Below are 12236 nucleotides of genomic sequence, written 5' to 3'. Positions count from 1 at the left end.
GCGGCCCTCACAGAAAGCTGGCCTCACAAATCCTCCCGGAGAACGGCTCGCGGCCCGCAGGGGAGTAGCCGCGAGCCCTCCTGCCGGTATCGGGCCCGTCTCGCGGAGGCCGGGGCTATACGCTAGGCTATGGGGCGTTGTTGGCGGCGGGAAGCGTACACTAGAGCCGGAGGTAACGCCCTTGGGGATCGTCGTCCAGAAGTATGGCGGTAGCTCCGTTGCGACGGCGGAGCACATAGCGGCGGTCGCCGCCCGGGTAGGGCGCGCCAGGGACTCCGGGCAGCAGCTCGTGGTCGTGGTCTCGGCGATGGGCAAGACCACCGACCGCCTCCTGCGGCTCGCCGGGGAGGTCTCAGAAGACCCCGCCCCGCGTGAGATCGACCAGCTCCTGGCGACCGGCGAGGAGCAGTCGGTGGCGCTTTTGGCGATGGCCTTGCACGCCCGGGGCGTGGATGCCGTGTCTCTAACGGGTCCGCAGGCGGGGATGAGGATCACCGGCCGCTACGGGTCCGGCATCATATCGGAGATAAAGCCCGACAGGATGCAGGGTCTCCTGGAGGAGGGAAAGGTCGTGATCGTGGCCGGCTTCCAGGGTATGAACGCCCTCGGGGACGTGATGACCCTGGGTAGAGGCGGCTCGGACACGACCGCCGTGGCGCTCGCGGCGGCGCTCGACGCCGACCGCTGTGAGGTCTACACCGACGTGGACGGCATCTACACCGCGGACCCCCGAATCGTGCCCGAGGCGCGGCGCGTGGCCACGGTATCCTCCGAGGAGATGGCCGAGATGGCGTGGCGCGGGGCGAAGGTGATGCACCCGCGCGCCGTCGAGCTCGGGGCGTTGTACGGGGTCGAGATCCACGTCCGCTCCTCCTTCGAGGAGGGGCCGGGCACCGCCATAATAGGAGGAGATAAGTTGGAGTATCTGGGGAACCTCGAAACCCGGGAGACCGTCGCCGGCATCGTCCACGATCTCGACGTATCCCGCATAAGCCTGACCGGCATCCAGACCGGCCCCGGCACCATGAGCCGCATCTTCACCCCGCTGTCAGAGCGGGGCATCTCGGTGGACGTGATCGTGGAGAGCGGCCAGAAGGAGGGCACCTCGGACATCGCCTTTACCGTTGGGCGCGGCGACTTCGAGGAGGCCCGCCGGTTGGCGGGCGAGGTGGCGGAGTCCCTCGGCGGCGTGGTGGAGGGCGAGCGGGAGCTCGGCAAGGTATCCGTCGTCGGCACCGGGATGCTCAACCGCCCCGGCTACGCCGCGGGCATGTTCGGCGCGATGGGCCGGGCCGGGATACCGATCCGCATGGTCTCCACCAGCGAGATACAGGTCACCTGCGTCGTCCCCGGGGACCGGGTGGAGGAGGCGGTACGAATCTTGCACGAGGATTTCAGACTGGAGGAACGAGATGTTTAGCGGCGCTTTGACGGCACTCATAACGCCCTTCCGCGACGGCGAGCTCGACGTGGAGGCACTGGAAGGCATGGTCGAGCACGGGATACGGCAGGGCATCCACGGCCTCGTCCCCTGCGGCACCACCGGCGAGACCCCCACACTTTCGGAGAAGGAGGACCGCACGGTCATAGAGACCGTGGTCCGGGTGTCGAACGGGCGCGTGCCCGTTATCGCGGGCACCGGCTCCAACTCCACCGAGAGCGCCATAAAGTACACGAAGATGGCCGAGGAGGCGGGCGCGGACGGCTCGCTGCAGGTCGCACCGTACTACAACAAGCCGACCCAGGAAGGATTGTACCGGCACTTTTCCGAGATCTCGAAGAGCACCGATCTTCCCCTCATCCTGTACAACATCCCGGGCCGCACGGGCGTCGCCATCTCGGCAGAGACCACGGCGCGCCTCGCCGAGATCCCGGGCGTCGTGGGCACCAAGGACGCGACCCACTCGATGGATGAGATCTCGGATCTCCGCCGCATGTGCGGCACCGAGTTCTCCATCCTATCGGGCGACGACTCGCTGACGCTGCCCATAATGGCGCTCGGGGGAAACGGCGTGATCTCGGTCGCCGCAAACGTAGCACCCGGCGCGATGAGCGACCTCGTCACGGCCCTGCGCAGCCCCGACGCCACGGAGGTAGACCGGGGCCGGGCGCTGCACTACGAGATGCTGCCGCTCTTCCGGGCGCTCTTTTTGGAGACGAACCCCATCCCCGTGAAGACGGCGGCGGCTCTCATAGGGCTCTGCTCGGACGAGATGCGCCTGCCGCTCGCCCCGCTCTCCGGCAAGAACCTGGCCTACATGGAGGAGATGCTGGAGACCATGCCCCAGCTGCTCCCGGCCCCGGAAGAGGCGTAGAGCTTGCCACGCGTAGCGATAATCGGGGTGGCGGGCCGCATGGGCCGCGAGCTGTGCCGGGCCGCCATAGACGACCCGGAGATAGAGCTCGTGGGCGGCACCGTCGAGCCCGGCGCGCCCGAGCTCGGCGCGGACCTCGGCGGCCTGTGCGGCACGGTAGAGATGGGGCTGTACGCCACCGAGGAGCTCCCCGAGGCCGACGCCGTCATCGAGTTCTCCACCCCGGAGGCCACCATCGAGCACCTCCGCTTCGACACGCCGCACGTTATCGGGACGACCGGGCTCTCCGCCGAGCAGCAGGCCGAGGTCGGGGCGGCGGCCTCGGAGAAGCCCATCGTGCTCGCCCCGAACATGAGCGTCGGCATCAACCTGCTCGGGGAGGTCGTGCGCGAGCTCTCGGAGAAGCTCGGGACGGCCTACGACATAGAGCTCGTCGAGAGCCACCACCGCCACAAGCAGGACGCGCCCTCCGGGACCGCGCTGTTCCTGGCCGAGGCCGCCGCCGAGGGCCGGGGCCTCCCGCTGGACGAGCTGGCGACGTACGGCAGACAGGGCCGCCAGCCCCGCGAGGACGGTGAGATCGGCATCCACGCCCTGCGTGGCGGCGCGGTCGTCGGCGAGCACCGGGTGGTGTTCTACTCGCAAGGAGAGGAGGTCGAGGTCACCCACCGCGCCCTCTCCCGGCAGACCTTCGCGATGGGCGCGATGCGGGCCGCGAAGTTCGCAGCGGACTCCGGGCCCGGCCTCTACACCATGTCAGACGTGCTGGAGGTTTAGACGCCCGAGTCTACCGGAAACACCCGAATCATCCGCGGCCTCTACACCGCCTCCGCCCGGGGCGACCTCGACGCCGTCCGCGACCCGCTCGGCCCGGAGATCGCGGGGCTCGAAGCCGAAGGCTCCCCCTACTCCGACGGTAACCTCTACGTCCGCCCCGGCGCGGTGCCGACGGCGCGTACGCCCGGCTCGTGGCCGGGCGGAGCGAGTTTACGGAGGAGTTCGAGAGCGTACTGGAGGTCTGAGACCACCTACTGACGACCGGCTGATACGCGGGTACTACCGGGCGACCGGCGTGGGGTACGCCCAAGTGTGGGGGCTCCCGGAGGGCCTGGCGCCGGGCTTCCGGCGGTACTCCGGCGGCCCGGCGTTCGAGTGGGCGTTGAATCCGCGGTCCCGGCCGTAGCCGGAGGGGCGGCTTTAGTCTAGGCTATCGGGCGTGGAAACCGGGAGCATACCGTAGATGATCACCGCCCTGTATCTGGCGCTGATAGCGGCCGCCGTTTACCTGTTCGCCGGTCCGCCGCTGACGCTGCTGCACGAGCTGGGCCACGCCCTGCCGCTCGCGCTCGCCGGGCAGCAGGCCACGATATACATGGGACGCCCGGACCCCCGCGCGCGGCCGACCTTCGACTTCGGCAAGGTCGAGCTGAGGATAAGGCGTCCTGTCGGCTTCGGCGGCGAGTGTCGCTACGAGGAGCCCGAACGAGGCTTTTCCCCCGAGGGCAGGCTCCTGGTCGCCCTCGGGGGCCCGGCGGCCTCCGCCTCCGCCACGCTGGTCTTCGGGCTCGGGAGCTATCTTGCGCCGGACGGGCCGGTCTCTGCCCTGCTGGCGGTGCTCGCCTTCGTCGCGTTCGCGCAGGTGTTGCTGGCCATGATCCCGATCCACTACCCGGACTGGCTCGGTAGGGCCGGAGGAAAACCCAGCGACGGCCTGCGGGCTCTGTGGGCGATGGACACTACGGCCGCGGTGGGCTCAGAAAGCGCGGAGGGCGACGGGGACGACTCCCGGACCCGCTAGCTTACCGGCCTCCCCTCTTTCGGAGCGTCCTTTCGGAGCGTCCGGGCCCCGGCCCGTCACAGCCGTATCGGGCACAAGCCCCGCAACCGGCTTGTTCCCGCTGCACGCGGAGCGGTGCGAGACCGGCGGCGGAGGTCTGGATACCGGGAGAGATATTGTCCTCCAGGGACGCGAACGAGAGGCGGGCGCGGGATGAGCGCGACGGACGGCGGGATCAAAGAGGCTTTCTACATAATCGCCAAGGCCCCGAGACCGGGGTTCGCCAAGACGCGCTTGGGGGAGGAGATCGGCCACGAGCGGGCCGCCGCGTTGTACCGGGCGCTCTTGCAGGATCTTGCCGCGCGGTTCTCCGGCTCGGGTTACGAGCCCGGCTGGTACCTGACGCCGCCGGACGCGCTACCCGAGATGCGGCCCCTGATCGGCTCTCCGTCCAAGGTGCTGTTTCAGGAGGAGGGCGATCTCACAAGGCGGCAGCGGGAGCTTTTCCGGCTCGCCGCCGGGCGCGAGGAGGAGCGCGTCGTGCTGGCCGGTGCGGACGTGCCCACGCTGGACGCCGGTATCGTGCGGACGGCGTTCGAGCTCCTAGAGGTTCACGACCTCGTCCTCGGGCCGACACGCGACGGCGGCTACTATCTCATAGGTATGAGAGATCCCGGCGTCACGCTCTCCCGGGGGGTGCTCGACGGCGTCCCGATGGGCACCGGCTCCGAGCTCGACGACCTCGCGCGGAAGGCCCGTGGCTCGGGGCTCTCCGTGGGGTGGGTGGAGCGGCTGTTCGACGTGGACACCGCGGAGGACCTGGAGAGTCTGCGGAAGGTGGCGAACCGAGGGGATCTGGCGAACACCCGCGCCGCCCTGGAAGCGCTTGGCCTCTCGCACGAGCCGGGGTAACCCGCCGGACGACGGACGTGAGAGCGGGGTCTTGCGCTATGGCGATGGTGGTCACGGTGCCCAAGCCCGGCGGCGGGAACGGACAACTTCTATGTATCCTCCTATGTATCGGGTAAGATAGCATTGGTATGTTCGTCTTTGCGTCGGCTACGGCGCCGGAGGTGGTGGAGGATCTACATCCAGCAGGGCGGTAAACGGGTCCGTGCATAGCTCCGTAAGGGGTTCCACGAGCGGGGTCCGGATCGGGGCCATGATCCTGGCGCTGGTAACGGCCCTGATACACCTCTACCTGTTTCTGGTAAAGGGTTTTGTGGGCAGCGGCTCTATGCTGCCGGTCTACCAGCTACTCTTTTTCTGCAACTTCCTGGTCTACGCCGGGCTGGCCGCCGCCCTGTACAGCCCCGCACTCGCACGATACCGCCGGCTAATACGGGTGCTGCTGGTCGCCGTCGCCGTGGCCTCGTTCGCCTCGTACCTCTACGCCGCCGCCTTCGACCTGCTGGGTACCGTGGACAAGCTCGTGGAGATTCTGCTAGTCGTCCTGATCGCGATAGACGCGGGCATCCTGGGGCGTGACGCGCGGGACGCCGCCCTCCAGCTAGCCGTCGGAGCCCTCGCGGGTATCGTCCTGTTCTTCATCCTCACGCTGGTGATGATCTAGCACCCCCGGGACCGGACGAGTTTCCGACCCCCTCGCGAGTAGTGAGCCACATCGTATTAGACGTCCTCCGCCCCACTCTCGCATACCACCACGCCACCGGCCGGTGTTCCGGGCAGAAAGGTCTCCAGCGGTGTAGCAATGTAGCGGTTGCGAGCTATTAGCGGTGATCAACCACTTGCTCTATGGAGGTCTACCGAAAAACTCGTCGCAACCTCCGGGCTGTACAGAGCAACAAGTATTTTCCTACAGGCCCTCTGGCGCACCTTACCCCTGATCCGCCCGGTCAGCTAACGGCGTGTGGCGCATAGCGTAGGATGTCGCGCTTGAGCTCATCAGCGTTCGACCAGGTCCACCGACTCTTACCCAACGGTATCGTCAACTTTCGTTCGGACCTCGGCACCATCCACGCCCCGCCCGTCCAGCCCTGGACCGATGACCGGCTGAGGAGGATGCACTCGACCCGCCCCATGAGGCGGAACGGTGTTCTGCCCACCCGGTCCACGTCATCCCAGCCCGCGCGCACCGTGTAGAAGCCCATGTTGTGGTAGGTCAAGCCTTCTGGAGTGGTCTCGACGCGCAGGACCCAGCCTATCAGGGGGAAGAGAGCCCCCGCGGGCAACATGAGCAAGCCTGACAAGAGGAGTAGGGCATCGCCTTCTGTGAGGCCCTGCCCGAAGATGGCGCTGGCGTAGAAAAACAAGAACACACCAAAGAGTATGTAAAGCCAGTAGAACCTCATGCGGTAGACATGCCTCTCGGAACCTCTCGCCTCAGGCGCTTCGATATCCACTCGCACCCTGGTTCTCCTCTGTCCGTCCGGCCCGGCATCCTCGGCTTCAATGCTCGCCGGCCACGCCGGGAGCGCACCGTATTGCGAGCGCGCCGCGCGGCCCTCTGGCGTAACGGATCAATCATGCCACAATCGCGCTCTTGCGGCCATCCCGACCCTTGCTTTACGGGGTCTACTGGGTGATCAAGAAGGTCAGCAAGAAGCCCGCCGTGGTGGCTATGGCCACTATCTTCCCGCCTTCGCCGTAAGCCTGGGGCATGATCGCCTCGGCAAGCCCGGCGAGGACGGCTCCGGCGGCCAGGGCCCTCACCGCCGCCAGCGGCACCTCTCCGAAGGAGGAGAACACTGCATTGCCTATGACGACCATGATCGCCAGCACGACCGCGGTGACACTCCAGGAGATGATCGCGAACTTCTTGGAGCGTCCGCTGTCTCTCATCCCCACCGCGCCGCCCAGCGCCTCCGGAAAGTTCGAGAAGAAGATGGCGACCACCAGGGAGAGGATGCCGGTCAAGGGCTTACCGATGAGGGCCACCCCCATTGCGAGGTTCTCCGGGATGCCGTCGAGGAGTATGTTTGCCAGAAGATAGAAGCCGGAGGTGCTGCTGGAGTAACGGTCCAGAAGCTCGGTAGCCCCCATGAACGCCGCCGCCCCGACCACCAGGGAACCGCCCGCGATAAGGGGACCGGCCGCCTTGAAAGACTTCTCGAACAGGTCGAAGGCCACCGCGATGATCAGGGCCCCGGCGGCGAACCCCATCACGACGGCCAATAGCCTCTGCGGCGGTCTCCAGAAGGCCCCTAGGATCCCGCCGATCACCAGGGCACTGGAGGCTATCGCTCCTACTAGAAGGGCTGTAAGCATCAGGGATCTCTCCTGTGAAAAACGCTTTCAGTGGCAAGTAAAATAAACTAATGTACGCTACTGATAAGTAATTTAATTCACAGATCCGGCCGGTGCAGGTGCGGGTAAAAGAGTTAGGTGGTATGTAGCAAGATAATGGTAGGACGATAGAGAAGAGCGAGAGAGGCGAGAGTTGGGCAACGACAGGGGCAGGGGAACGGAGCCGCATCAGAGCGGGGAAGATCTACTCGGGCCAGAAGAGATAGCCCGGCGCATGGGGGTGGCGAAGGTTACGATCTGGCGTTGGTGCCGGGAGGGGCGGCTGCCCTGTATAAAGGCGGGCAAGGGCTGGCGCGTGCGCCGCTCGGCCCTGGAGGACTTCCTGATCAGCCGGGAACGCCCGGTAACGCTTACCGGGCAGCTAAGGTCGTTCGTTACGGTGCCGGACAACGTGATGGCCGTTGCGCAGAGGCCGGAGCTGCTGCACCGGCTGGACGCGGCTTTTCTCCGGGTGGGCGAGGCGCACGGCGGGAAGCTGGTGAAGTTTCATGGGGAAGACCCCGAGAACCTGGAAGGGCTGCGAGACGCATACGAGAGCTCCGGCCTCGAGGCGCGGCGTCTCGAGACCGGGGGGCGTCTGGACTTCAGGATCGAACCGGCCCCACCCTCTGACAGGGCCGAAGGGTTGAGACGCTACCTGGACGAGGAGGCGGCGGCAGAGACGGGGCGCACCGTGTGGGCCACCTTCGACTGGGCGGAGAGCCTGGGCCCACGTGAGGCGATCTCGCACCAGGAGTCTGTTGCGGAACTGGTCAACGAGAGGCAGATCGTGGTCGCCACCTCCGTGCTAGAGGAGGTGATGAACGAATGGTCGCCCGACCTGCGACGGCGCTCGCAGCTCCTGCACTCGGGGGTGGTGTGGCTCTCCGATACCGGGCTGTCACTGAGCCGCGTCACACCCCCGCCGCCCGACTAAGCCACCTACCCCACCCTAGCCTCCGCGGGCTTCCACGGAGCTCCGGTGCAGCCGGGCGCAGCTAGAATCTGATAGATAGGAATAGATAGGAGAGAGTTGAGCCAGAACAGCCCGCTCGCAAGCCCTTCCACGAGCGGTAAGGAAAAGGGCACCACACGGACGAGATCGAGGGCCTCCTGGAGAGGTTGAGCAAGAAGATCCGCTCGGAGAACCCCGAGGTGTACTGGACGTTTATAGAGCCGCACCCCGCCGGAAGACGGACAACTCACTAGGGCGTGTCCGCAAACACCTACCCGCGATAGCTCTACTCCGAAAGGGTGGCGCTATGTGTCTTCTCTAGCAGCCAACACCTCCTCTAGCTTATCTACTGCAGTGACTATCTCGTCCTCTGCGAAGCCGGCATGCCCCAGCACTAGGCCGCCGGGACGAGGCGCAGAGCCTGTGTGAAAGGCGGAGAGGGGCAGGGCCTCGACCCCTGCACCCAACGCAGCTCGTGAGGCCTGCACGTCCTCGTGTGGTGCTGTCCCTTCCGGGGATCGCATCAAGCCACCCCCTCCGCTAAGGCGGGCGAGCAGGTGCAGACCCGCCTCCGGGCTCTGCGCCTCCAGTACACTGCCCAGGCGCTCGCGGATGGCGCAGGCGAGAGTCTGCGCGCGGTGGGCGTGTAGCGTCCGGGTCCTTTTCAGATGGTTGGCAAAGTGGCCCTCGTATATGAAGTCGGCCAGCACGGCCTGCTCCATCGTCGGGGCCTGGCGGTCAGAAAGCTCCTTGGCGGCGATGAACGCGTCGAGAAGGTCGAGCGGGACAACAAGGTAGCCCAGACGCAAGGATGGGTAGAGCACCTTGGAGAAGGTACCTATGTACACGACTCTTCCTGCCAACGCTCCCGGACCATCTTCAGATATATCTCCGAAGCCCTCGTCGAGGCCCTGGAGCGCGGGCAGCGGCGCCCCGGAGTAGCGGTACTCTCCGTCGTAGTCGTCCTCGACGACCCAGGAGCCGCTGCGCGCGGCCCAGTCGAGCAGGGCAAGCCGCCGTGGGAGGCTCATCGTTGCGCCGGTGGGATACTGGTGAGAGGGACTTACGAACGCCAGCCTGGCCTCGGGCGCCAGCTCTTCTCCGGCCGCCACGTCGAGCCCTTCTTCGTCGACCGGTACGGGCGCAAGCTTCGCTCCCGCACCCGAGAAGGCCGCTTTGGCACCCGGGTAACCCGGCTCCTCTACCCATACCTCCTCGCCCGGATCCAACAGCACCCTGGCGCAGAGGTCGAGGGCCTGCTGGGAGCCGGATACGATCACCACCCGTTCCCACGAGCAGTTCACCGCGCGCGAGGAGCGCAGGTGGTCGGCTATGGCCTCTCTAAGCGGCCGGTAGCCCGCGGGATCGCCGTAGACGAGCCATCTTCTCGGAGGATTGCGCCATCGCCTACTGCACAGTCGCGACCACAGCCGCCAGGGGAAGGCGTCCACCGCTGGCATGCCTGGGCGGAATGGTCTGGGAGATCCCGCCGCAACCGAGACCTTGACCGGGGTTTCGAGCAGCTTCGCGCCGCGGCGCGAGAGGCGGCGACTAGCTTGCTCGTCCTTCTCTCTTTCCGTCGCTCCGCTCCCTGTCGCATACGCCGAAGTACCTTCCGGATAGCGTGGCCGGCTCAATGCCTCGTTGCCCGGCCGCAGTAGCGCCTCGGGCAACTCAGGAGCGACGTAGCTCCCGGAGCCCGTCCTGCTTCGTAGGTACCCTTCGCTTTTGAGCCTGAGATACGCGCCCTTCACCGTGTTGCGGGAGACGCTAAGGTCGGCCGCGAGCGCCCGTGAGGCTGGCAGGCGGCGACCGGCAGAAAGCCTACCCTCCAGTATGGCAGAGCGTAGTCCCCGGTAGATCTGCTCCTGAAGTGACACACCACAGCAGCGATCCAGCGGCAAATATAGCCCAACAGCCTCGCTGAGGGCCTCGGACTCGTCCAGAACGTTGCCTCCTAAGCCTAGAGGTCTAAGACCATGCACCCCAGTGCCTGTATTGGATCCAGAATAATAGCAAAGATTGGGTCTTGAACAGGTTCCAATCGGGCGAATACGCTTGAGTGTGTCGCTCCAGGATGCCAGCGTCGAGACAGGACCGTCTGACGCCGGCGGGACGCTGCGGGCAAGGCGTAGTGAAGAGCTTGCGAGAGGAGCAACGCAATGTATACAGCCGAAGATCGTAAGGCGGCTTCTCTGAGAGCCTGCGTCGCGTACATGCTGGATGTGGAGCCTTCCGAGGTGCCCGGCGATGTAGGGGTCGGTTTGAGCCAGTGGCTGGCCATTAGAAACCTCGGGCTGGTCCCCGTAGAGTCTCCACACAGCTTCAAGTGGCCGGGTAGGTTTCTGGGTCTGCGCCGTGATTCCTCGACCTGGGCGGTGTTCTTTGGAGTGCCACCCGGCGTCGTGTACGACCCGGAAGGCAAGGCCGACGGGGAAGGAGTATTCGTGGACGAGGCCTTTGTGCTAGCAGAACACAACCTGCAAACGAAGATCGGGATAGGGTCGGGTACCGACAGGGTTGGCATCGTGGAGCTGGTGGCGCTGGCCGCCGAGGCCGAGGCCCCCATGCAGGTGGTGCCCTCTGTAGATGCCATGGAAGATCGTGGACTCGTGGGTGATCGCTACGAGCGTGGGGCAGGAACATTCTCGGAGCCAGGCGGGCGTGGCTACGATCTTACCCTGGTAGAGGCCGAAGCCCTGGAGGAACTGTCTGCCCGGGGCGTCGAGCTTACACCGGCCGAGGCACGGCGCAACCTCGTAGTAAGAGGCATCGCTCTCGACGATCTCATCGGGCGGCGCTTTCGGGTTGGAGAGGTCGAATGCCTGGGCCAACGCCGGTGCGAGCCATGCGCACACCTCGAACGCCTGACGCGCCCAGGGGTGTTGCGCGGTCTGGTGCATCGGGGAGGACTACGGGCGGATGTACTGTCGCATGGCGAAATTCGTACCGGCGACCGTATCGAGGTCTTGGAGTAAGCTTGCTCTCGGCTCTGAACCCCGCGGAAAGGGAACTTCCATGGGCGTGTGCGAGCTAAGGGATGGCTGCGGGCAGAAGCGTAAGACACCTCCAACCCGCGGGAGGTTAGTTGACGGGAAAGACGCCTCATGAGGTGGGTGCTGACCGAGCAGCAGTGGCAACGTCTGTTGGCGCACCTGCCCCCACAAGAGCCTGTACGCGGGCGACCTGCGCGTGACCATCGCGTGGTGATCGAGGCCATACTATGGGTCGCCCGCACCGGTGCGCCGTGGCGCGATCTTCCCGCCGAGGCAGGAGTATCGTGGAAGACTGCTTCAAGCCGCTTTTACCGTTGGACAGCCTCTGGAGTGTGGCAGAAGGTCCTCGATGAGCTACAGCGAGGTTCTGACCAGCAGGGAGACATCGACTGGTCCAAACACTTTGTAGATGGCAGCTCCGTACGCGCCCACCAGCATGCGGCCGGTGCTAAAGGTAGCTGCCAGGAAGATGAAGCTCTTGGCAGGAGCCGCGGAGGTTTCACTTCGAAAATCCACCTAAAAGCTGAAGGGTACGGCAAACCCCTGGCGTTTCTAGTCACGGCCGGCCACAGACACGAGGCCTCGATGTTCGAGCCGCTGCTTGAAACAGGGTCGGTGAAGCGAGCCGACAGAGGCCGTCCCAAGCTACGTCCCGAGTGCGTGGTGGCAGACAAGGGCTACAACAGCGAGCGCATCCGCGAACTTCTGAACAGCAAGCAGGTAAAGTCCGTAATCCCGGTGCGCTCGGACCAGAGTAGGGACGAAAACTTCGACCGGGAGGCGTACCGCGAGCGAAACTTGGTGGAACGGCTGATCAATCGCCTCAAGCAGTGGCGGCGCATAGCCACCCGGTATGAGAAGCGAGTTGCGAACTACGGTGGGATGTTGACCTTGGCGACTGTGACCCTGTGGCTATGATTTGCGGACGCGCCCTAGAATCACCAGGA

General features: G+C 65.6%; 12 protein-coding genes. 9 read left to right on the top strand and 3 right to left on the bottom strand.

The features are described from left to right. Positions 1-181: 181 nt before the first annotated feature. The 6 genes from ABD53_RS05685 (at position 182) to ABD53_RS05660 (ending at position 5665) form a co-directional block, all read left to right on the top strand. On the top strand, positions 182-1420 hold the full coding sequence (locus ABD53_RS05685) for an aspartate kinase (RefSeq protein WP_047864799.1): 1239 nt from the start codon (positions 182-184) through the stop codon (positions 1418-1420). Next, positions 1413-2315: a 4-hydroxy-tetrahydrodipicolinate synthase gene (gene dapA, locus ABD53_RS05680; protein WP_047864798.1), complete on the top strand. Its 903-nt coding sequence runs from the start codon at positions 1413-1415 to the stop codon at positions 2313-2315. The genes ABD53_RS05685 and dapA overlap by 8 nt, the downstream gene beginning before the upstream one ends. Before the next feature lie 3 nt (positions 2316-2318). Beyond that, on the top strand, positions 2319-3092 hold the full coding sequence (gene dapB / locus ABD53_RS05675; RefSeq protein WP_047864797.1) for a 4-hydroxy-tetrahydrodipicolinate reductase: 774 nt from the start codon (positions 2319-2321) through the stop codon (positions 3090-3092). 463 nt (positions 3093-3555) lie between these two features. Continuing rightward, complete coding sequence (locus ABD53_RS05670) at positions 3556-4113, top strand: zinc metalloprotease (protein WP_047864796.1); 558 nt, start codon at positions 3556-3558, stop codon at positions 4111-4113. Between the two features lie 192 nt (positions 4114-4305). Further along, positions 4306-5004 (top strand): TIGR04282 family arsenosugar biosynthesis glycosyltransferase, encoded by a 699-nt coding sequence (locus tag ABD53_RS05665; RefSeq protein ID WP_047864795.1) that lies wholly within the window; start codon positions 4306-4308, stop codon positions 5002-5004. Positions 5005-5206: 202 nt separating this feature from the next. After that, a complete protein-coding gene (locus ABD53_RS05660; protein WP_152670611.1) occupies positions 5207-5665 on the top strand; it encodes a hypothetical protein in 459 nt (152 codons plus the stop codon). Positions 5666-5948: 283 nt separating this feature from the next. Here ABD53_RS05660 and ABD53_RS05655 read toward each other — a convergent pair whose 3' ends face one another. Both ABD53_RS05655 and ABD53_RS05650 read right to left on the bottom strand, forming a co-directional pair. Next, complete coding sequence (locus tag ABD53_RS05655; RefSeq protein WP_047864793.1) at positions 5949-6455, bottom strand: hypothetical protein; 507 nt, start codon at positions 6453-6455, stop codon at positions 5949-5951. A gap of 172 nt (positions 6456-6627) precedes the next feature. Beyond that, positions 6628-7320: a ZIP family metal transporter gene (locus ABD53_RS05650; protein ID WP_047864792.1), complete on the bottom strand. Its 693-nt coding sequence runs from the start codon at positions 7318-7320 to the stop codon at positions 6628-6630. 172 nt (positions 7321-7492) lie between these two features. On the opposite strand from ABD53_RS05650, the gene ABD53_RS05645 reads away from it, so the two are divergent. Further along, positions 7493-8275 (top strand): helix-turn-helix domain-containing protein, encoded by a 783-nt coding sequence (locus tag ABD53_RS05645; protein ID WP_047864791.1) that lies wholly within the window; start codon positions 7493-7495, stop codon positions 8273-8275. A 323-nt stretch (positions 8276-8598) separates the two neighbouring features. Here ABD53_RS05645 and pdxR read toward each other — a convergent pair whose 3' ends face one another. Further along, the gene (pdxR, locus tag ABD53_RS05640) at positions 8599-10173 is read right to left on the bottom strand and encodes a MocR-like pyridoxine biosynthesis transcription factor PdxR (RefSeq protein ID WP_235401380.1); all 1575 of its coding nucleotides are present in this window, start codon (positions 10171-10173) and stop codon (positions 8599-8601) included. A 282-nt stretch (positions 10174-10455) separates the two neighbouring features. Between pdxR and ABD53_RS17425 the strand changes: the two genes are divergently transcribed. Next, entirely contained in the window at positions 10456-11271 is an 816-nt protein-coding gene (locus tag ABD53_RS17425; protein ID WP_200900299.1) for an MOSC domain-containing protein, read from the top strand. 129 nt (positions 11272-11400) lie between these two features. After that, positions 11401-12207: an IS5 family transposase gene (locus ABD53_RS05630; RefSeq protein WP_047864790.1), complete on the top strand. Its 807-nt coding sequence runs from the start codon at positions 11401-11403 to the stop codon at positions 12205-12207. Positions 12208-12236: the final 29 nt, after the last annotated feature.

Origin of the sequence: Rubrobacter aplysinae (assembly GCF_001029505.1) — a bacterium.
Lineage (GTDB): Bacteria > Actinomycetota > Rubrobacteria > Rubrobacterales > Rubrobacteraceae > Rubrobacter_A > Rubrobacter_A aplysinae.
The sequence above is the reverse complement of the archived record's forward strand: the minus strand, read 5'-3'. Positions and strand labels throughout refer to the sequence as shown.

What these genes read in the sequence shown, in the direction of transcription:
- ABD53_RS05650 (WP_047864792.1), bottom strand. Translation starts at nt 7,320, where the DNA reads ATGCTTACAGCCCTTCTAGTAGGAGCGATAGCCTCCAGTGCCCTGGTG.
- ABD53_RS05630 (WP_047864790.1), top strand. Translation starts at nt 11,401, where the DNA reads ATGAGGTGGGTGCTGACCGAGCAGCAGTGGCAACGTCTGTTGGCGCAC.
- dapA (WP_047864798.1), top strand. Translation starts at nt 1,413, where the DNA reads ATGTTTAGCGGCGCTTTGACGGCACTCATAACGCCCTTCCGCGACGGC.
- ABD53_RS17425 (WP_200900299.1), top strand. Translation starts at nt 10,456, where the DNA reads ATGTATACAGCCGAAGATCGTAAGGCGGCTTCTCTGAGAGCCTGCGTC.
- ABD53_RS05670 (WP_047864796.1), top strand. Translation starts at nt 3,556, where the DNA reads ATGATCACCGCCCTGTATCTGGCGCTGATAGCGGCCGCCGTTTACCTG.
- ABD53_RS05665 (WP_047864795.1), top strand. Translation starts at nt 4,306, where the DNA reads ATGAGCGCGACGGACGGCGGGATCAAAGAGGCTTTCTACATAATCGCC.